The organism is Klebsiella quasivariicola (assembly GCF_002269255.1).
Taxonomy (GTDB): domain Bacteria; phylum Pseudomonadota; class Gammaproteobacteria; order Enterobacterales; family Enterobacteriaceae; genus Klebsiella; species Klebsiella quasivariicola.
In genome coordinates this window covers 1670369-1691416 of record NZ_CP022823.1, presented here as the reverse complement: position 1 = coordinate 1691416, position 21048 = coordinate 1670369, and the positions used below count along the sequence as shown (strand labels likewise).

Genomic DNA, 21048 nt, shown 5'->3' with positions numbered 1-21048 from the left:
AACTTCTAAGATGTTTCAAAGTTCCCACAAGATGTTTCAATTTGTAAATTCAGCGGAACTTTTTTCACCCCAAAACGGTCAGGGAAATACGCATCAATAATCAAAAAAAATATTTAGACGTTTATAATCAACCAGATAAAACTCGTTAATCGTATAGCACTGAATGGTAAAACAAAATGATCATTGGCGACTAAAATATGACTCGCTATCATCATTAACTTTATTTATTACCGTCATTCAGTTCTGAATGTCTGTTTACCCCTATTTCAACCGGATGCCTCGCATCCGGTTTTTTTTACCCTTCTTTACACAACTTTAATTTAACTGTGCTACAACAAATGATTCCCTAACGACTATTAATCAATCAATTAGTCTGTGAATCTCCCTTATTCCGCCAATGTCTTGTTATTTCGTGCGATTTTTCCCCCGCTTCGTTGCCAATATCGCCCTCCCTCAGCCTTCGCCAGACGATTTCATTTTCAGCGCGTCTCTAAGATAATTCCTGGATGACAAAACAGGGCTAACACCATTCTGTGGTGTAGATTTGCGTCATTAGCCTTTATACTGCATGGGCACTTACTGTGTTGCCAGTTACTCTGGCGCTACATCCTGTTTACAAACAATGATGAGTCGTTCAGTCACAAGATGACCCCGAAAAAATTCTCCCTGATCCCCGGCAACATCAGCCGCTTCTTTATTTTGATGGTTATTGTCCTGCTGGCGACGATGGGGGTGATGATTCAGAGCGCCGTCAATGCCTGGCTGAAAGAGAAAAGCTATCAGGTTGTTGATGTGACCCACGCCTTGCACCAGCGTATTGACGCCTGGCGCTACGCTACCTGGCAAATCTATGACAATATCGCCGCCACTTCTGCCAACGCCGCGAGCGGTGGCCTGCAGGAGACGCGGCTAAAGCAGGACGTTTACTACCTTGAGAAGCCCCGGCGTAAAACTGAAGCGTTGATCTTCGGCTCCCACGACAGCTCGACGCTCGAGATGACGCAGAAAATGTCCGATTATCTCGATATCTTGTGGGGCGCGGAGACCATCCCGTGGTCGATGTATTATCTTAACGGTCTGGACAATAGCCTGATTCTGGTCTCCACCCTGCCGTTAAAGGACCTCTCCTCAAGCGTGAAAGAGTCAACCATCGGTAGCGTCGTGGAGTCACGGCGCGCGGAGATGCTGCTGCAGGCCAATACGCTTGATGAGCGCGAAACCTTCTCGCCGTTGCGCCATCTCGCCTGGCAGAACGCGCACTACTTTACCCTTCGCACCACCTTCAACCAGCCCGGGCATCTGGCTACGGTGGTCGCTTTTGACCTGCCGATTAACGATCTTATCCCACCGGGCATGACGATAGACAGCTTCCGTATCGAGCCCGATCCGTCGCAAAATCTCGCGACGACGCCGGATAAAGAGAGCGCCGACCACATCGGGATCACCTTTAACGGCATGCAGGTCGAAATCGCCACCGACATCAGCACCACCGGTATGCAGTTGCTCTGGAGGGTACCGATGAGCACTATGCTGCTGGAATCGCTGCAAAATATTCTCCTGCCGCTGCTGCTCAACATTGGTCTGCTGGCGCTGGCGCTGTTTGGCTTTACCACCTTTCGCCACTATAAAGGACGCAGCCATTCGTCTGGCGCCGGGCTACCCTCCGCCGCCAACAGCGAACTGCGTTTGCTGCGCGCTATCAATGAAGAGATTGTTTCTTTGCTACCGCTGGGGCTGCTGGTCCACGATCAGGAAGCCAACCGCACGGTTATCAGCAACCCTATTGCCGATCATCTGCTTCCGCACCTGAATCTGCAGAACATTACCAACATGGCGGACCAGCACCAGGGGGTGATCCAGGCCACCGTCAACAATGAACAGTATGAAATCCGCCAGTACCGCAGTCAGGTGGCGCCGCGCACCCAAATTCTGATTATCCGCGACCAGGACCGCGAAGTGCTGGTTAATAAAAAGCTCAAGCAGGCCCAGCGCTTGTATGAGAAGAACCAGCAGGGCCGGGCGGCCTTTATGCAGCACATCGGCAGCGCCCTGAAGCAGCCCGCCCTGAGCCTGGCGGCAGAAGCGGCGGCGCTTAACAGCGCGGAGCACCGCACGCTGGCGCAGCATGCCGATGAGCTGGTCAAACTGGTCGACGACATTCAGCTCGCTAATTTGCTGGAAAGTGATGCCTGGAAAACCAGCCAGGCGCTGTTCTCCGTTCAGGAACTGATCGATGACGTTGTGCCGGAGGTACTGCCGGCGATGAAGCGCAAAGGTCTGCAGCTGCTAATTAATAATGCGCTCCCGGCCGGCGAGCAGCGCTACGGCGACCGTGAAGCGCTTCGGCGCATGCTGGTGCTGCTGATCCAGTATTCGGTCACCACCACGCCTATTGGCAAGATCACCCTCGACGTTTGCCAGGATGAATCGGCGGGCGATCGACTGATCTTCCGCATTCTGGACACCGGCAATGGCGTCTCGACCAACGAGATCGACAATATGCACTTCCCGTATCTCAACGAGACCCAGAGCGACCTGTACGGCAAAGCGAACGCCCTCACCTTCTGGCTGTGCGACCGCATGATGCGCAAGCTCGGCGGGCAACTGACGATTAAAACGCGAGAGTCGCTGGGAACCCGCTATACCCTGCATCTGAAAATGCCGGCCAGCGAAGAGGCGCCAGAGGCGGGCGAACATCTGCTGGATGACGTGATTGTCCTGCTGGATGTCACCTCCAGCGAAGTGCGGCGGATTGTTACCCGCCAGCTGGAAAGCTGGGGGGCGTCCTGCATCACGCCGGACGACCGGGCGACAAGTCAAGCATTTGATCTTTATTTAACGGATAATCCGTCTAATCTTACTGCTTCAGGCTTGCTTTTAAGCGATGATGAGGTCGGGATACGCAAGATCGGCCCGGGCCAATTGCGGGTCAACTTTAATATTAGCACGGCAATGCAGGAGGCTATCCTGCAGCTTATTGAGCAGCAGCTGGCTGAGGAAGCGGTTCAACCCGTCACCTCAGGAAACGAGAGTAACGCCGAACTCCATGCCAGCGGCTATTACGCACTGTTCGCCGATACGGTACCGGATGATGTTCAGAGATTGTATACTGAAATCGAAGCGGGTGATTTTGCTGCTCTGGCGCAAACCGCCCACCGCCTCAAAGGGGCATTTGCTATGCTTAATCTGATACCCGGCAAGCAGTTATGTGAAACGCTTGAGCATCTGATTCGCGAAAAGGATGCGCAAGGCATAGAAAAATATATCAGCGACATTGACACTTACGTCAAGAGCTTGCTGTAGAAGGTAGCCTTATACATGAACACTATGAACGTAATTATTGCCGATGACCATCCGATCGTACTGTTCGGTATTCGTAAGTCACTTGAGCAAATTGAGTGGGTGAACGTCGTTGGCGAGTTTGAAGACTCCACGGCCCTTATCAACAATCTACCGAAGCTGGACGCGCATGTGTTGATTACCGACCTGTCCATGCCCGGTGATAAATACGGCGATGGGATCACGCTTATCAAATACATTAAGCGCCACTTCCCGGACCTGTCGATCATTGTTCTGACCATGAACAACAACCCGGCGATCCTCAGCGCGGTGCTGGATCTGGACATCGAAGGGATCGTCCTCAAGCAAGGTGCGCCGACCGATCTGCCAAAAGCGCTGGCCGCATTGCAGAAAGGGAAGAAATTCACGCCGGAAAGCGTCTCCCGCCTGCTGGAAAAAATCAGCGCCAGCGGCTATGGCGACAAACGCCTGTCGCCAAAAGAGAGCGAAGTGCTGCGTCTGTTCGCCGAAGGCTTCCTGGTGACCGAGATCGCCAAAAAGCTCAACCGCAGCATCAAAACCATCAGTAGCCAGAAAAAATCGGCGATGATGAAACTGGGCGTCGAAAACGACATCGCCCTGCTGAACTACCTCTCTTCCGTCTCCCTGAGCACGACGGACAAAGAGTAATCCCTTGCTTTCTCCGTCTCGCGCCGGCGAGACGGAGTGCCTCTTTTATTCCCGCCCTTTACGCACGCGCGCCGCATACACCGTCAGCGTTTGCTTCAGCACATCCAGCGTAACCGGCTTGGACAGGCAGCTATCCATCCCCGACTCCAGACAGCGCTGCTTTTCTTCCGCCAGAGCATTAGCCGTTACGCCGATGACCGGCAGCGTCAACCCGAGCTGGCGAATGCGCTGCGTCAGGCGATACCCATCCATATTGGGCATGTTGACGTCGCTGAGCACGATATCAATATGCTGCTTGCTGAGAACATTGAGCGCATCGACCCCGTCATTCGCCGTCACGCACTGGTAACCAAGCGATCCCAGCTGATCCGCCAGCAGGCGGCGGTTGATCGGGTGATCGTCGACCACAAGGATCATCATGTCGTCGTTATTGCCAGCCTGGGCCTCCGGCGCCATCAGCGCCTGGCTGTTTTCCGCGCTGGCGAGCGCAACGTGGAAAATACGGCCCAGCAGCGGCAGCAGCTCATGCGGCGTCGTCACGCTGTGCAGCCACTCGCCGGCGGCTCGCTCCTGCGGGATACCGATATGACGACGGCAGAAAATGACCATCGCCCTTCCCTGCCAGCCGCTCAGCGCTTCATCGTCAGTCAGTAAAACATCGTCAGCGCTCGGCGTTTCCCCAGCATGGGGGCGTACCGTGAGACCGTGATGGCTCAGCAGCGACGTCACGAACATCGCCAGCGAGGTATTGTGGATCGCCAGCCAGCAGGTCTTGCCTGCAAAACCGTCTGCCGATACGGACGAGGTATTGCGCACGCCATACAGAGGAATACGGATGGTAAAGCGGCTGCCCATCCCCGGCTCCGTTTCCACGGCAATATCGCCATCCATCATGCTGATCAGCTTTTCACAGATCGCCAGGCCAAGGCCGGTCCCCTGGAAGTTTCGCTGAACGCCGGTCCCCACCTGGAAGAAGGGATCGAAGAGGCGCAACACCTCTTTCGCCGGGATCCCCTCGCCTGTATCGCGGACGCTAATCTGCAGATAATCCCCCGCGCACTGAACATGCAGGATAATGCAGCCGGTGTCGGTGAACTTGATCGCATTGCTCAGCAGGTTAGAAATCACCTGCTGCAGGCGCATCGGGTCGCCGGACATCTGCTCCGGCACATTTGGTTCGATGAAACAGTACAGTCCCAGCTGCTTGCGCACCACCAGCGGCAGATAGTTAGCGGAGATATGGTTCATGACCTCGCGTGGGGAAAACTCCCGCGGCTCGATCTTCAGCTGCTCGGACTCGATTTTTGAGAAGTCGAGGATATCGCTGATGATTTTCAGCAACAGGCTGGAGGAGTTGTTCATCGCCGTCACCAGACGATCAACGCCCTTCGGCAGGGCCTTCGTCTGCAGCAGATCGAGGTTACCGATGATGCCGTATAGCGGGGTACGCAGCTCGTGGCTGACGGTGGCCAGGAACATCGATTTCGACTGACTGGCCTGCTCTGCCGCCTGGGCCATCTCCTGCAGCGACTCCTCCATTTTCACGCGGGCGGACACGTCCACCAGCACGCAGATCGCCACGTTTTCATTGCGATAACGCGAATGGACAAAGCTAATCTGCAGGTTGGTATGGTTGCTGGTCAGCACATCGACAAAGTTAACCTGCTGGCCGCAGATGATCTGCGTCAGCCGCTGCCGGTCCTCGTGAGTCAGCATGTTCAGGTAGTTGTGCGCCAGCTCGTTACTGAGAATATTGGTGCCGTCGACGGTGCGCAGAATACAGATCCCCACCGGGGCCGAGGCCACGATTTTACGGTTGAACTGTTCATGCTCTTCCAGCCGCTGAGCGTCATTTTCCGCCGGGATAAAAATACGCCGCTCATACATCCGCGCCAGCGCGAACAGCAGCGCCCCGGTCAGAATATTGAGAATGATGGCGTTGATGATCAGCATGCGGATCCGCTCCAGCACCTGGTCTACCGAGACGGAATAGACAATGCTCAAGGAGGACGGCGCCAGGCTTTTTTTCAGCACCAGCTCGCGGAAGCCCGCGCTGTAGCCGAACCACATCCGCTCCTGCATCCACTTCGCTTCGCTCTGAATTTTGCCTTCCGCACCGGCCAGCGAAATCAGCGGTTGGCCATTATCGTCAAAGATCGTCACGCTCATCGGCAGACTGCCGGGCGTAAAGAAGCTATCCATGCGGATGGTCTGTTCAACGCCGAGCATCGCCTGCAGACGATTGGCCATATAGACCGGGGTCAGGGCATAAAAATACCCCACGCCGGGGCGAACGCCCTGGCTTATCCAGAACAGGTTATTACCGCGCTCATTTTGTGGCGCATGGCGATATTGCTCGATGCGCTGATGCAGGACTTTCAGCGCCTGATCGCGCTCAATCGGCACATCACGCAGGCCAAAGTTGGCCATACAGAGATTATCGCTACCGATGAGAAAGATGCGGTTCAGATCGTAGGCAGCGGTAAAATTGTCCCGCCAGTAGCGCATAAACCACGCCAGGGACTGCAATGAATTACGCCAGGTGGCGCTCATCGCGCTACAGTCAGAATCGGGGTACAGGGGATCAAAGTTAGGTACTGCAATATCGCTGCTTTGCCCGGCCGACGCAGACTCCCCCGCTGACAGCCGGTTGCCGGCGACATATTTCAGCTCTTTAATCACGTCCGCCGTACGCTGAATAAAGCGCTGGGCCTGATCGGCATTGAGATTAAGCTCCTGATGGATCTCGGCCTCCCGCTCATGCAGCGCATTGACAATATAGAACACAGAGACAAACGCAATCAGGAGCCACAGCAATACCGCCAGCGCTCTGAACAAATAACGTGAAACCTTCAGGGTTGTATGAAAAGAGGCAAGATATTTCAATGTGGCGATGCTCGGCCGTCAGGAACTCAACAGAATGGGGTTAAGGTAGCGGTAAACCGGCTTTGCCGCAATGTAAATGCAAAAAAGGGCCGGGAGAATACCCGGCCCTTTCAGAACATTTACCTGGGACGATTACTCTTCGTCATCCGCGACATCGTCATCGGTATCCGCTTCAGGCGCAATATCGTCATCGCCTTCCGCTACGCTACCGTCGATGGCATCCAGTTCTTCATCATCCACTGGCTCAGCGACGCGCTGCAGACCCACCACGTTTTCATCTTCCGCGGTACGGATGAGGATCACGCCCTGGGTGTTACGGCCCACAATGCTCACTTCGGAAACGCGGGTACGCACCAGCGTTCCGGCGTCGGTGATCATCATGATCTGATCGCAGTCATCCACCTGCACGGCGCCGACCACGGAGCCGTTACGCTCGGTGACTTTAATCGAGATAACGCCCTGGGTGGCACGCGATTTGGTCGGGTATTCTGCCGCCGCGGTACGTTTACCGTAACCGTTTTGCGTCACCGTCAGGATCGCACCTTCACCACGTGGAATAATCAGCGAAACGACGCTGTCGTTTTCCGCCAGCTTGATACCGCGCACGCCGGTGGCGGTACGGCCCATAGCGCGAACGGCGTCTTCTTTAAAGCGTACGACTTTACCGGCCGCGGAGAACAGCATCACTTCGTCCTGGCCAGAGGTCAGATCGACGCCGATCAGCTCATCGCCTTCGTTCAGGTTGACGGCGATAATGCCGGCAGAACGCGGACGGCTGAACTCGGTCAGCGCGGTTTTCTTCACGGTACCGCTGGCGGTCGCCATAAAGACGTTGACGCCCTCTTCATACTCGCGAACCGGCAGGATGGCGGTGATGCGTTCATCGGCTTCCAGCGGCAGCAGGTTGACGATAGGACGACCGCGCGCGCCGCGACTGGCTTCCGGCAGCTGATAGACCTTCATCCAGTACAGACGGCCGCGGCTCGAGAAGCAGAGGATGGTGTCGTGGGTGTTGGCCACCAGCAGGCGGTCGATAAAGTCTTCTTCTTTAATACGTGCCGCTGATTTGCCTTTACCGCCACGACGCTGTGCTTCGTAGTCGGTCAGCGGCTGATACTTCACATAGCCCTGATGCGACAGGGTGACCACCACGTCTTCCTGGTTGATCAGATCTTCGATGTTGATATCAGCGCTGTTGGCGGTGATTTCGGTACGACGTTCGTCGCCGAACTGGTCGCGGATCAGCTCCAGCTCTTCGCGAATCACTTCCATCAGACGGTCGGCGCTGCCGAGAATATGCAGCAGTTCCGCGATCTGCTCCAGCAGCTCTTTATATTCGTCGAGCAGTTTTTCGTGCTCGAGGCCGGTCAGTTTCTGCAGACGCAGATCCAGAATCGCCTGGGCCTGCTGCTCGGTCAGGTAGTATTTCCCGTCGCGCACGCCGAACTCTGGCTCCAGCCATTCCGGACGCGCGGCATCGTCACCGGCGCGTTCCAGCATCGCCGCGACGTTACCGAGATCCCACGCCTGGGCAACCAGCCCCGCTTTCGCTTCTGCCGGGGTCGGCGCGCGACGGATCAGTTCGATAATCGGGTCAATGTTGGCCAGCGCCACGGCCAGCGCTTCGAGGATATGCGCCCGGTCGCGCGCTTTGCGCAGTTCGAAAATCGTACGACGAGTTACCACTTCGCGGCGGTGGCGTACAAACGCGGCGATGATGTCCTTCAGGTTCATGATCTTCGGCTGACCATGGTGCAGAGCAACCATGTTGATGCCGAAGGAGACCTGCAGCTGGGTCTGGGAATAGAGGTTGTTGAGCACCACTTCCCCGACCGCATCGCGCTTCACTTCAATCACGATGCGCATCCCGTCTTTATCAGACTCGTCACGCAGCGCGCTGATGCCTTCCACGCGTTTTTCTTTGACCAGCTCGGCGATTTTCTCAATCAGGCGCGCTTTGTTCACCTGATACGGAATTTCGTGCACGATGATGGTTTCGCGGCCGGATTTCGCGTCTACTTCCACTTCCGCGCGCGCGCGAATATAGACTTTGCCGCGACCGGTGCGGTAGGCCTCTTCAATGCCACGACGGCCATTGATAATGGCGGCGGTCGGGAAATCAGGGCCAGGAATATGCGCCATCAGCCCTTCAATGCTGATGTCTTCATCATCAACGTACGCCAGACAGCCGTTGATCACTTCCGTCAGGTTGTGCGGCGGTATGTTGGTGGCCATCCCGACGGCGATCCCGGAGGCGCCGTTTACCAGCAGGTTAGGAATTTTGGTCGGCATGACGTCCGGAATACGCTCCGTGCCGTCATAGTTGTCGACGAAATCGACCGTCTCTTTTTCAAGATCGGCCATCAGCTCATGAGCGATTTTCGCCAGACGAATTTCGGTATAACGCATCGCCGCGGCGGAGTCGCCGTCGATGGAACCAAAGTTACCCTGGCCGTCCACCAGCATGTAGCGCAGCGAGAACGGCTGCGCCATACGCACGATGGTGTCGTATACCGCGGAGTCGCCGTGCGGGTGGTATTTACCGATTACGTCACCAACGACACGGGCTGATTTTTTATAGGCTTTGTTCCAGTCATTGCCCAATACGTTCATGGCGTAAAGTACGCGACGGTGTACCGGCTTCAGGCCATCTCGGACATCCGGCAGCGCACGGCCAACAATGACCGACATCGCATAATCCAGATAAGAGTTCTTAAGCTCTTCCTCAATGTTGACCGGTGTAATTTCTCTCGCAAGGTCGCTCATCTAACCGCTATCCCTCTACTGTATCCCGGATTCAAAGGTCGCAAATTATAACACAGCCGCGCTAATAGAGGTAAAGCAATACGGTTTATTCATGGCGCGCTGCTGATATACTCGCAGGTCTGAACAGAAAAGGAGTAAAAGCGCCCATGAATACCGAAAAAACGTCGGTAGCCCCTAACGTCGATCATGCTGAAATCGCCAAATTCGAAGCCGTCGCCTCACGCTGGTGGGATCTGGAGGGCGAGTTCAAACCGCTCCACCGCATTAACCCGCTGCGGCTGGGCTATATCGCCGAACGCTCCGGCGGCTTGTTCGGTAAAAAAGCCCTTGATGTCGGCTGCGGCGGCGGTATCCTCGCCGAAAGTATGGCGCGCGAAGGCGCGACGGTCACCGGGCTGGACATGGGCGCCGAACCGCTGCAGGTGGCGAAGCTGCACGCGCTGGAGAGCGGTATTCAGGTGGACTATGTTCAGGAAACGGTTGAAGAACATGCCGCGAAGCATCCGCAGCAGTACGACGTCGTCACCTGCATGGAGATGCTGGAGCACGTCCCCGACCCGCAGTCGGTGGTGCATGCCTGCGCGCGGCTGGTCAAGCCCGGCGGCCAGGTCTTCTTCTCCACCATCAACCGCAACGGCAAGGCGTGGCTGATGGCGGTGGTGGGCGCGGAATACGTCATGAAGATGGTGCCCAAGGGCACACACGATGTGAAGAAGTTTATCAAGCCGGCTGAACTGCTGGGCTGGGTAGATCAGACTACTCTGAAAGAGCAGCATATCATCGGTCTGCATTACAACCCGCTGACCAACACCTTCAAGTTAGCGCCGGGCGTTGATGTTAATTATATGTTGCATACCACCGCTAAAAAGGACTGAGGTCAGCACCTGCGCTTATGATGATTGCGCGGCATCAAGCCGCGTAATTATTTCTTCCGATGAAGAAATCAGCACTCGATCAAATTTTCATTTTTTTTTCTGTTTTATTGACTTCTTCTCCAGGCCTTATGCGACGTGGACTTGCGGATTATTACCCTTCCGCAACCTCAATTTAACGTCAAAATCAACCCTTGTACTCAAAAGATTCCTTACTAAAATACTCACCATATAGCGTTCCTTTTATCGACAACCCCCTACATATAGTATTTATCCACAGAGTTAGTCACAATGGCCTTCTGTGGATAAACGGGGGATATTTTCTTTCACGGACAGGTAAAATCCACATGAATCAGAGTCTGCTGGTGACAAAGCGCGACGGGACCACCGAGCGCATCAATCTCGACAAAATCCATCGCGTACTGGATTGGGCGGCAGAAGGACTGAATAACGTTTCCATTTCCCAGGTTGAACTGCGCTCGCATATCCAGTTCTATGACGGCATTAAAACCGCGGACATCCACGAAACGATTATTAAAGCCGCCGCGGATCTGATCTCCCGCGATGCGCCGGATTACCAGTACCTTGCTGCGCGTCTGGCGATCTTCCATTTGCGTAAAAAAGCCTTCGGCCAGTTTGAGCCGCCAGCGCTTTACGATCACGTGGTGAAGATGGTCGAGAAGGGTAAATACGATCATCATCTGCTGGAAGACTACACGGAAGAAGAGTTCCAGCAGATGGACGGTTTCCTCGACCACTGGCGCGACATGAACTTCTCCTACGCGGCCGTTAAGCAGCTGGAAGGCAAGTATCTGGTACAAAACCGCGTCACCGGCGAAATTTACGAGAGCGCGCAGTTCCTCTATATTCTGGTGGCTGCCTGCCTGTTCTCGAACTACCCACGCGAAACGCGTCTGGACTACATCAAGCGTTTCTATGACGCAGTGTCCACCTTTAAAATCTCGCTGCCGACGCCAATCATGTCCGGCGTGCGTACCCCGACCCGTCAGTTCAGCTCCTGCGTGCTGATCGAGTGCGGCGACAGCCTGGATTCCATCAACGCCACCTCCAGCGCGATTGTGAAATACGTTTCCCAGCGCGCCGGCATCGGCATCAACGCCGGCCGCATTCGCGCGCTGGGCAGCCCGATCCGCGGCGGCGAAGCCTTCCACACCGGCTGCATTCCGTTCTACAAACATTTCCAGACCGCAGTGAAATCCTGCTCGCAGGGCGGCGTTCGCGGCGGTGCGGCGACCCTCTTCTATCCAATGTGGCATCTGGAAGTGGAAAGCCTGCTGGTGCTGAAAAACAACCGTGGTACCGACGCCAACCGCGTTCGTCACATGGACTACGGGGTGCAGATCAACAAGCTAATGTATACCCGTCTGCTGAAGGGTGGCGACATTACCCTGTTCAGCCCGTCCGACGTCCCGGGCCTGTATGACGCCTTCTTCGCCGATCAGGACGAGTTTGAGCGCCTGTACACCCAGTACGAGCAGGACGACAGCATTCGCAAGCAGCGTATTAAAGCCGTTGAGCTGTTCTCGCTGATGATGCAGGAGCGCGCCTCCACCGGTCGTATCTACATCCAGAACGTCGACCACTGCAACACCCACAGCCCGTTCGATCCGGTAGTCGCCCCGGTGCGTCAGTCTAACCTGTGCCTGGAGATTGCTCTGCCGACCAAACCGCTGGAAGACGTCAACGACGAAAACGGCGAAATCGCGCTGTGTACTCTGTCGGCCTTCAACCTTGGCGCCATCGACAGTCTCGACGAGCTGGAAGAGTTGGCGGTGCTGGCAGTACGAGCCCTGGATGCGCTGCTCGATTATCAGGATTACCCGATCCCGGCCGCCAAACGCGGCGCAATGGGCCGTCGCACCCTGGGCATCGGCGTGATCAACTTCGCCTACTATCTGGCGAAGCATGGCAAACGCTACTCCGACGGCAGCGCCAACAACCTGACGCACAAAACGTTCGAAGCGATTCAGTACTATCTGCTGAAGGCCTCCAACGAGCTGGCTATCGAGCAGGGCGCCTGCCCGTGGTTCAATGAAACCACCTATGCGCAGGGTATCCTGCCGATCGATACCTATAAGAAAGACCTGGACGGCATCGTCAGCGAGTCTCTGCACTTTGACTGGGAAGCATTGCGCGAATCTATTAAAACCCACGGTCTGCGTAACTCCACGCTCTCCGCGCTGATGCCGTCCGAGACCTCGTCGCAGATCTCCAACGCCACCAACGGCATTGAGCCGCCGCGCGGCCACGTGAGCATCAAAGCGTCGAAGGACGGTATCCTGCGCCAGGTGGTGCCGGATTACGAAAACCTGCAGAACGCCTATGAGCTGCTGTGGGAGATGCCGAACAACGACGGTTATCTACAGCTGGTGGGTATCATGCAGAAGTTTATCGACCAGTCGATCTCTGCCAACACTAACTACGATCCGACGCGTTTCCCGTCCGGAAAAGTGCCGATGCAGCAGTTGCTCAAAGATCTGCTCAACGCCTATAAATTCGGCGTCAAAACGCTGTACTATCACAACACCCGTGATGGCGCAGAAGACGCGCAGGATGACCTGGCGCCGTCCATCCAGGACGACGGCTGCGAAAGCGGCGCGTGTAAGATCTAAGTTATTTTTGCCGGGTGGCGCGATGCTTACCCGGCCTACGATTGTGTAGGCCCGGCCAATGCAGTGCGGCCGGGCAATACATTTCAACAGGACTCACTTCAATGGCATACACCACTTTTTCACAGACGAAAAACGATCAGCTGCTGGAACCCATGTTTTTTGGCCAGCCGGTTAACGTGGCCCGCTACGATCAGCAAAAATATGACATCTTCGAAAAGCTGATTGAAAAGCAGCTCTCCTTCTTCTGGCGTCCGGAAGAGGTTGACGTCTCCCGCGATCGCATTGACTACCAGGCGCTGCCGGAACACGAAAAACACATTTTCATCAGCAACCTGAAGTACCAGACGCTGCTCGATTCCATTCAGGGCCGCAGCCCGAACGTCGCCCTGCTGCCGCTGATCTCTATCCCGGAGCTGGAAACCTGGGTGGAAACCTGGGCGTTTTCCGAGACCATCCACTCGCGCTCGTACACCCATATCATCCGCAACATCGTCAACGACCCGGCGACGGTGTTCGACGATATCGTGACCAACGAGCAGATCCAGAAGCGTGCCGAGGGGATCTCTCACTATTACGACTCGCTGATCGAAATGACCAGCTACTGGCACCTGCTGGGTGAAGGCACCCACACCGTCAACGGCAAAACCGTGACCGTGAACCTGCGCGAGCTGAAAAAGAAACTGTATCTGTGCCTGATGAGCGTTAATGCCCTGGAAGCGATCCGCTTCTACGTCAGCTTCGCCTGCTCTTTCGCCTTTGCCGAACGTAAACTGATGGAAGGCAACGCCAAAATTATTCGCCTGATTGCCCGCGATGAAGCGCTGCACCTGACCGGCACTCAGCATATGCTGAACCTGCTGCGCTCCGGCAGCGACGATCCGGAGATGGCGGAAATCGCCGAAGAGTGCAAGCAGGAGTGCTATGACCTGTTCGTGCTGGCGGCACAGCAGGAGAAAGAGTGGGCAGACTATCTGTTCCGCGACGGCTCGATGATCGGCCTGAACAAAGATATTCTCTGCCAGTACGTCGAGTACATCACTAATATTCGCATGCAGGCGGTGGGCCTCGATCTGCCGTTCCAGACCCGCTCCAACCCGATCCCATGGATCAACACCTGGCTGGTTTCCGATAACGTCCAGGTGGCGCCGCAGGAAGTGGAAGTCAGCTCGTATCTCGTCGGCCAGATCGATTCTGAAGTCGACGCCGACGATCTGAGCAATTTCCAGCTGTAATGAAGCGGATTTTCCTGAAAATCTCTGACACTCGCCTTGAGTGTCAGGATGAACACCCTTCCCTGCTGGCGGCGCTGGAATCGCATAACATCGACGTCGAGTATCAGTGCCGCGAAGGGTATTGCGGCTCCTGCCGCACCCGTCTGGTTTCCGGCCAGGTCGACTGGCTGACCGAGCCGCTGGCCTTTATCCAGCCGGGGGAAATTTTGCCCTGCTGCTGCCGGGCAAAAGGGGATATCGAAATTGAGATGTAACGGTTAGTGCACTTCGTGTGCACTGACTAATTGCATTGTGCCATGGCGTTTCATCTGCAAGACATAAATTAGCCCCGCCACCACCACCAATAGCGCCCCCACCAGATAAATAGCACGGTAACCCACGCCGTCAACCATGATCCCCATCACGAACGCCCCTATCGCCAGGCCCGCGTCCATGGCATTAAAGAACAGTGAGTTCGCGACGCCAATTTTATGCGTTTCAACAGAACTGATGATCTGCGTCTGGAAAACAGGCGTTACTGAGCCATATCCAATACCAATCAGCGCACCGGACAGGATCATTGAAACGCTACCGTGCGTATAACCCAGCACCACTAAACCAATGGTAAAGGCGAGCAGGCACGGATAAACCACATACTTCGGCCCTTTTTTATCACACACATTCCCGGTAAACGCCCGGCAGATCATGAGAAAAATCGCATAGCACAACAGAAAGTTACTGGCTGCCGCCATCAGATCCAGTTCGCGAGCATAGAGGGCAAGAAAGGCGGAAACCCCGGCGTATGAGAACGTCATAAAGAAGGTGACCAGGGCAAAAGGCATGGCCGCGCGATCGAACATAGCAGAAAAGCCAAGCTTTGGCTGCGAACCATCGGCATGACGAATAACCGGCGGCACGCAGATCATCATCGACAGTACAATCGCGATAGCAGACACCACCGTACACATCCAGAATGCGGGAATATACGCGCTGTGACGCGCCATATTCAGACCAATCCATGGTCCCACTACCATTGCCAGTCCCATTGCTAAGGAGAAAAAGCTAATTCCCTCTCCTCGCCGCGAGGCGGGAATTAAGCGCGCAGAGATGGTCCCCTTGACGGTGGTGATCACACCGAAGGTGATGCCGTGAAGAACCCTAATGAACAGCAGTCCTTCAATGGTATGGCAAAAGGGGTACAGAGCCGTAACCACCAAAAAGGCCAAAGAGGAAATCAGCAAAATGCCTTTGTTGGAATATTTACCCACCCACTGACCGGCGAAGGGGCGGACAATAATCGCGGCAACCAGGAAGAAGGTCACCAGCAACCCAGCCTTATCCGCAGTCGCATGCAAATTCTCAGCAATATAAATAGGCAGGAGCGTCAGAAGAACATAAAATACGAAGAAAATAATAAAACTAACAATCGTGATGGCCCAAAAATCTTTCGTCCACAGTTTTTCTTTCATCTAATTGCACCTTACTGTAACGGCGCGCATTACCACATTCATAACGAATATATAATTTCAGAAATACATTGTGAATACCAATAATTGCGTGCGTGATTGTGTGATTAAGTTTCAGGAAAATCATAAGCAACCTGTGTAAATTAGTAAAATTAATCATTTTAATTAATTTCATTAGAGAAAACTTATGACATTAACGCAGATCCACGCTCTGCTTACCGTGCTGAAATACGGCGGTTTTACTGAGGCCGCCAGACGTCTCTATATGACCCAATCGGCGGTCAGCCAGGCCATTGCCGGACTGGAAGAGGAGCTTGGCGTGGCGATAGTCGAACGAGAACGGCGAAAAGCGCTCAAGCTGACGGCGGCAGGAGAACGCCTTGTTCCGGCGATGCGACGACTGATGAGTGAAGTGAGCGCCATTAAGGAGATAGCCGAACAGGAAAAGAAAACACCGCTGCGCCTGCTGCGCATCGGCTGTTTCCCCGGCATTTGTGCCAGTATCCTGCCCCAGGTCGTTCACTACTTCGAGCAACATCATCCGCATATTAAAATAGTGCCTTATGAAGCAAACAGTACGGAGATTATTGAATCCATTCGGGAGAATAATATCGACGCCGGATTCACCCATATTTCCGTTAACGGCCTGTTTGCCACACCATTTTATAAAGACAGATTTATGGTTGTCGTTCCTCAATCGCATCCTTTTGCCCGCCGGAGCAGTATTCCTCTCGAAGCACTGTACGATGAGCCATTAATTATCAGCAAAGGGCGGTACGAAATGAGCATTATGTCGCTGTTTGCGAACAGGAATATTACACCTAATATAAAATATGAATTTAACCACCCAGGCACTGCCATGAGTTTTATTCGTCTGGGATTAGGTATCGCTTTGCTGCCGGAACTCACGCTAAAAACGCTGGAACAACCGCTGTACTCCGTGCCTCTGGAACCTGCCTTTTATCGTCACGTATCGCTTATCACCAGCACCTCACCGGTTAGCGGCAGCCCGATTCAGTTGCTGCATGATTGCCTGCGTCAGCTGGTGGACCAAAAGCGACTTTGACCACATAACAAACATTTCATTTTCGATTTATGCTCGATTTTGTTCGATATCAAACAAATTATCGCTAACCCATGACTTAATGGGGATAAACCGAACATAAAGGAGATGAAATGAACAGCGCCCAGTCAGACGAAAGCGAGGTCATTATCATCGGCGGCGGAGCAACCGGCGCTGGCATCGCCCGCGACTGCGCCCGGCGCGGATTACGGACGCTGCTCATTGAGCGCCATGATATCGCCACCGGGGCCACCGGCCGTAATCATGGGCTGCTGCACAGCGGCGCCCGCTATGCGGTGACCGACAACGAATCCGCCCGCGAATGCATCAGTGAGAACCGCATCCTGCGCCGCATCGCCCGCCACTGCATTGAACCGACCAATGGGCTGTTTATCACCCTGCCTGAAGATGACATGGCCTGGCAGCAAACCTTTATCGACGCCTGTCAGCAGGCTGGCATAGAGGCCACGCCGCTCTCACCACAGGAAGCGCTGCGCCGGGAGCCCGCTGTCAACCCAACGCTGCTGGGCGCGGTGCAGGTCCCGGATGGCACCATCGACCCGTTTCGCCTTACCGCCGCTAATATGCTCGATGCCCGCGAACACGGGGCACAGATCCTCACCGGCTGCGAAGTGACGGGCCTGCTGCGCCAGGGCGATCGCGTTTGTGGCGTCCAGGTATACGACCATCAACTTCACCAGGCTCGCACCCTGTACGCCGGGGTGGTGGTTAACGCCGCCGGGATCTGGGGGCAGCGCATTGCGGAATATGCCGACCTGCGCATCACCATGTTCCCGGCGAAGGGATCGCTATTGATCCTCGACCACCGGATAAACAACCTGGTGATCAACCGCTGCCGCAAGCCGGCCGACGCCGATATTCTGGTGCCCGGCGATACCATCTCCCTGATTGGCACCACCTCGATGCATATCCCTTATGACCAGATTGACGACAACCGGGTAACGACGGCAGAAGTCGATACCCTGCTGCGCGAAGGCGAAAAGCTGGCCCCGGTCATGGGCCGCACCCGGATCCTGCGCGCCTACTCCGGCGTCCGCCCGCTGGTGGCCAGCGATAACGATCCCAGCGGACGCAGCGTTAGCCGCGGCATCGTCCTGCTCGACCATGCCCGGCGTGACGGTATGGAAGGTTTCATTACCATCACCGGCGGCAAGCTCATGACCTACCGTCTGATGGCCGAATGGGCCAGCGACGCCGTCTGTCGTAAGCTGGGAAACACCACTCCCTGTACCACGGCCGAGGTCCCGCTGCCCGGTTCGCAGGAGCCAACGGAACGTACCCTGCAAAAAATTATCTCCCTCCCTTCTCCGCTGCGCGGATCCGCCGTCTATCGTCATGGCGATCGCACCCCGGCCTGGCTTGGCGACAGCCGCCAGCACCGCAGCCTGGTCTGCGAATGCGAAGCCGTCACCGCCGGCGAGGTAAAATACGCGGTGGAAAATCTGGCGGTCAACACCCTGCTCGACCTGCGACGCCGCACCCGGATTGGGATGGGAACCTGCCAGGGTGAGCTCTGCGCCTGCCGCGCCGCCGGGCTGCTGCAGCGCTTTAACGTCACCACGCCCGCACAGTCGTTAACCCAGCTATCGGAATTTCTCAATGAACGCTGGAAGGGCGTGCAGCCCATCGCCTGGGGCGACGCGCTGCGCGAAAGCGAATTCACCCGCTGGGTCTACCTCGGCCTGTGCGGGCTGCAAGAGGAGCATCAGGATGAAATTTGATTGCGCGATTATTGGCGGTGGACTGGCCGGCCTGCTGTGCGGGCTGGCGCTGAATCAGTACGGTCTGCGCAGCGTTATCGTCAGCCGCGGGCAAAGCGCGCTGCATTTTTCTTCCGCCTCGTTAGATCTGCTCTCGGCGCTGCCGAACGGCGATCCCGTGGCTGACATCGAACAAGGCCTTCACCAACTCGCAGTTCAGTTGCCCGAGCACCCTTATTCCCGGCTCGGCGCCGACGCGGTGCTTGCCTGGGCGACGCAAGCCGAAGCATTGCTGGCCGCCTGTGGCGCGGTGATGCAGGGCAATGCGCGCCAGCCGCATCAACGAGTGACGCCGCTGGGAACGCTGCGTCCGGCATGGCTGTCACCTCAGGAGGTTCCTGTCGCTCCCCTGCCGTCGCAGGGCGTTTGTCTGGTAGGGATCAGCGGCTTTGCTGATTTTCAGCCGTATCTCGCCGCCGCCGCGCTTGGTCAACGCGGAGTCACCGCCGCGGCGGCGGAAATCGAGTTACCGCTGCTGGATGTATTGCGCGACAACCCTACCGAGTTTCGTGCCGTCAATATTGCCCGTGTGCTGGATGATGAGAACCTGTGGTCGGCCCTGCATGCAGCGCTGCTGCCGCTGGCGCAGCAGCACGACCTCTTAATCATGCCCGCCTGTTTTGGCCTCACCGACGATCGCCTGTACCACTGGCTGCAGGCGCGTCTCCCTTGCCCGCTGCGTCTGCTGCCGACGCTGCCGCCTTCGGTTCCCGGAATGCGTTTGCATTCTCAGCTGCAACGCCAGTTCGTTCGCAGCGGCGGCACCTGGCTTGCCGGCGATGAGGTAGTGAAAATCAGCCATCAGCAGGGCGTCGTCGAGGCCGTTTGGACGCGAAATCACGGTGATATTGCGTTGCGTCCACGTTTTACCGTGCTGGCCAGCGGCAGCTTTTTCAGCAACGGTCTTGTCGCCACTCGCGATAGCGTGCGCGAGCCGATCCTCGGCCTCGATTTGCAGCAGACCCTGGCGCGCGACGACTGGTACCAGCGCGACTTTTTTGCCTCCCAGCCGTGGCAGCGTTTCGGCGTGAAAACCGACGCCCTGCTGCGCCCTCAACTGGACGGCCAGTCGTTCCGCAATCTTTTCGCCATCGGTTCACTGCTCGGCGGGTTTGATGCCATTCAGCTCGGCTGCGGCGGCGGCGTCTGCGCCGTCACCGCGCTGCACGCCGCCAGACAGATCCACGCTCTTGCCGGAGGCCGGCCATGAACGATACCCGTTTTGAAAGCTGCATTAAGTGTACCGTGTGCACTACCGCCTGCCCGGTAAGTCGGGTCAATCCACGCTATCCTGGTCCCAAGCAGGCGGGGCCGGACGGCGAACGTCTGCGTCTGAAGGATGGCGCGCTGTACGATGAGGCACTGAAGTACTGCATTAACTGCAAGCGCTGCGAGGTTGCCTGCCCGTCGGATGTGAAAATTGGCGATATCATTCAACGCGCCCGGGCACAGTACGGCCAGCAAAAGCCAACCCTGCGCGACGCCATCCTCAGCCATACTGACCTGATGGGCACTCTTTCCACCCCTGTTGCCCCGCTGGTCAACGCCACCACCGGCTTAAAACCGGTGCGCCGCCTGCTGGACGCGACGCTGAAAATCGACCATCGCCGCACGCTGCCGAAATATGGCTTCGGCACCTTCCGCCGCGCTTACCGCCAGCTCGCCGTCAGACAGGCGCAGTACCCTGAGCAGGTAGCCTTCTTTCATGGTTGCTACGTCAACTATAACCACCCGCAGCTGGGTAAGGATCTGATCCGCGTCGTCAACGCGCTGGGTACCGGTGTGCAGTTGTTATCAAAGGAAAAATGCTGCGGCGTGCCGCTGATCGCCAACGGCTTTTTCGACAAGGCGCGTAAGCAGGCGCAGAGCAACGTCGCCGCCATGCGGGAAAACGCGCTGCCGATCATTGCCACCTCCTCAACCTGCACCTTTACGCTACGTGATGAATACCCGCATCTCCTTGATGTCGACAACAGCGATCTTCGCGATCGGGTCGAGCTGGCCACCCGCTGGATCTGGAAACAGCTGGATGCCGGCAAGACGCTACCGCTGCGCCGGCTGCCGCTGAAGGTGGTCTATCACACCCCGTGTCATATGGAGAAGATGGGCTGGTCGCTGTATACCCTCGAGCTGCTGCGGCTGATCCCCGGTCTGCAGCTGGAGGTGCTGGATTCACAGTGCTGTGGCATCGCGGGCACCTACGGGTTTAAAACTGAGAATTACGCGGTATCCCAGGCTATCGGCGCCCCGCTGTTCAAGCAGATTGAGGAGAGCGGCGCCGACATCGTCGTTACCGACTGCGAGACCTGCAAATGGCAGATTGAGATGTCCACCCGCAAGCGCTGCGAACATCCCATTACTCTGCTGGCGCAGGCGCTCGTCTGAGCCCGGCGCCAGCCTG

General features: G+C 56.2%; 13 protein-coding genes. 10 read left to right on the top strand and 3 right to left on the bottom strand.

All coding sequences use genetic code 11. From position 1 onward, the window contains the following. Positions 1–645: 645 nt before the first annotated feature. Positions 646–3303, top strand: coding sequence for a phosphotransferase RcsD (rcsD, locus tag B8P98_RS08605; RefSeq protein WP_095032878.1), 2658 nt, complete (start codon positions 646–648; stop codon positions 3301–3303). Positions 3304–3318: 15 nt separating this feature from the next. Next, positions 3319–3969, top strand: a complete 651-nt coding sequence (rcsB, locus tag B8P98_RS08600) for a response regulator transcription factor RcsB (RefSeq protein ID WP_025711608.1) — start codon at positions 3319–3321, stop codon at positions 3967–3969. Positions 3970–4014: 45 nt separating this feature from the next. On the opposite strand, the gene rcsC is transcribed toward rcsB, so the two are convergent. Then, complete coding sequence (gene rcsC / locus B8P98_RS08595; protein WP_025711607.1) at positions 4015–6855, bottom strand: two-component system sensor histidine kinase RcsC; 2841 nt, start codon at positions 6853–6855, stop codon at positions 4015–4017. Between the two features lie 132 nt (positions 6856–6987). Next, positions 6988–9621, bottom strand: coding sequence for a DNA topoisomerase (ATP-hydrolyzing) subunit A (gene gyrA / locus B8P98_RS08590; RefSeq protein ID WP_025711606.1), 2634 nt, complete (start codon positions 9619–9621; stop codon positions 6988–6990). Between the two features lie 146 nt (positions 9622–9767). Between gyrA and ubiG the strand changes: the two genes are divergently transcribed. The 4 genes from ubiG (at position 9768) to yfaE (ending at position 14612) form a co-directional block, all read left to right on the top strand. Next, entirely contained in the window at positions 9768–10496 is a 729-nt protein-coding gene (gene ubiG, locus B8P98_RS08585) for a bifunctional 2-polyprenyl-6-hydroxyphenol methylase/3-demethylubiquinol 3-O-methyltransferase UbiG (protein ID WP_025711605.1), read from the top strand. 344 nt (positions 10497–10840) lie between these two features. Next, positions 10841–13126 (top strand): class 1a ribonucleoside-diphosphate reductase subunit alpha, encoded by a 2286-nt coding sequence (gene nrdA / locus B8P98_RS08575; RefSeq protein ID WP_008803972.1) that lies wholly within the window; start codon positions 10841–10843, stop codon positions 13124–13126. Positions 13127–13227: 101 nt separating this feature from the next. Beyond that, entirely contained in the window at positions 13228–14358 is a 1131-nt protein-coding gene (nrdB, locus tag B8P98_RS08570) for a class Ia ribonucleoside-diphosphate reductase subunit beta (protein ID WP_004140835.1), read from the top strand. Further along, positions 14358–14612: a class I ribonucleotide reductase maintenance protein YfaE gene (gene yfaE / locus B8P98_RS08565; protein ID WP_002913017.1), complete on the top strand. Its 255-nt coding sequence runs from the start codon at positions 14358–14360 to the stop codon at positions 14610–14612. The genes nrdB and yfaE overlap by 1 nt, the downstream gene beginning before the upstream one ends. A 3-nt stretch (positions 14613–14615) precedes the next feature. On the opposite strand, the gene B8P98_RS08560 is transcribed toward yfaE, so the two are convergent. Beyond that, entirely contained in the window at positions 14616–15806 is a 1191-nt protein-coding gene (locus tag B8P98_RS08560; RefSeq protein ID WP_095032877.1) for an MFS transporter, read from the bottom strand. A 184-nt stretch (positions 15807–15990) separates the two neighbouring features. Here B8P98_RS08560 and B8P98_RS08555 point away from each other — a divergent pair, with 184 nt between their 5' ends. The 4 genes from B8P98_RS08555 (at position 15991) to glpC (ending at position 21032) form a co-directional block, all read left to right on the top strand. Further along, positions 15991–16869: a LysR family transcriptional regulator gene (locus tag B8P98_RS08555; RefSeq protein WP_095032876.1), complete on the top strand. Its 879-nt coding sequence runs from the start codon at positions 15991–15993 to the stop codon at positions 16867–16869. 110 nt (positions 16870–16979) lie between these two features. After that, the gene (glpA, locus tag B8P98_RS08550) at positions 16980–18608 is read left to right on the top strand and encodes an anaerobic glycerol-3-phosphate dehydrogenase subunit A (protein WP_095032875.1); all 1629 of its coding nucleotides are present in this window, start codon (positions 16980–16982) and stop codon (positions 18606–18608) included. After that, the gene (glpB, locus tag B8P98_RS08545) at positions 18598–19857 is read left to right on the top strand and encodes a glycerol-3-phosphate dehydrogenase subunit GlpB (RefSeq protein ID WP_080924245.1); all 1260 of its coding nucleotides are present in this window, start codon (positions 18598–18600) and stop codon (positions 19855–19857) included. Before glpA ends, glpB begins: the two co-directional genes overlap by 11 nt. Further along, a complete protein-coding gene (glpC, locus tag B8P98_RS08540; RefSeq protein WP_080924246.1) occupies positions 19854–21032 on the top strand; it encodes an anaerobic glycerol-3-phosphate dehydrogenase subunit GlpC in 1179 nt (392 codons plus the stop codon). Before glpB ends, glpC begins: the two co-directional genes overlap by 4 nt. Positions 21033–21048: the final 16 nt, after the last annotated feature.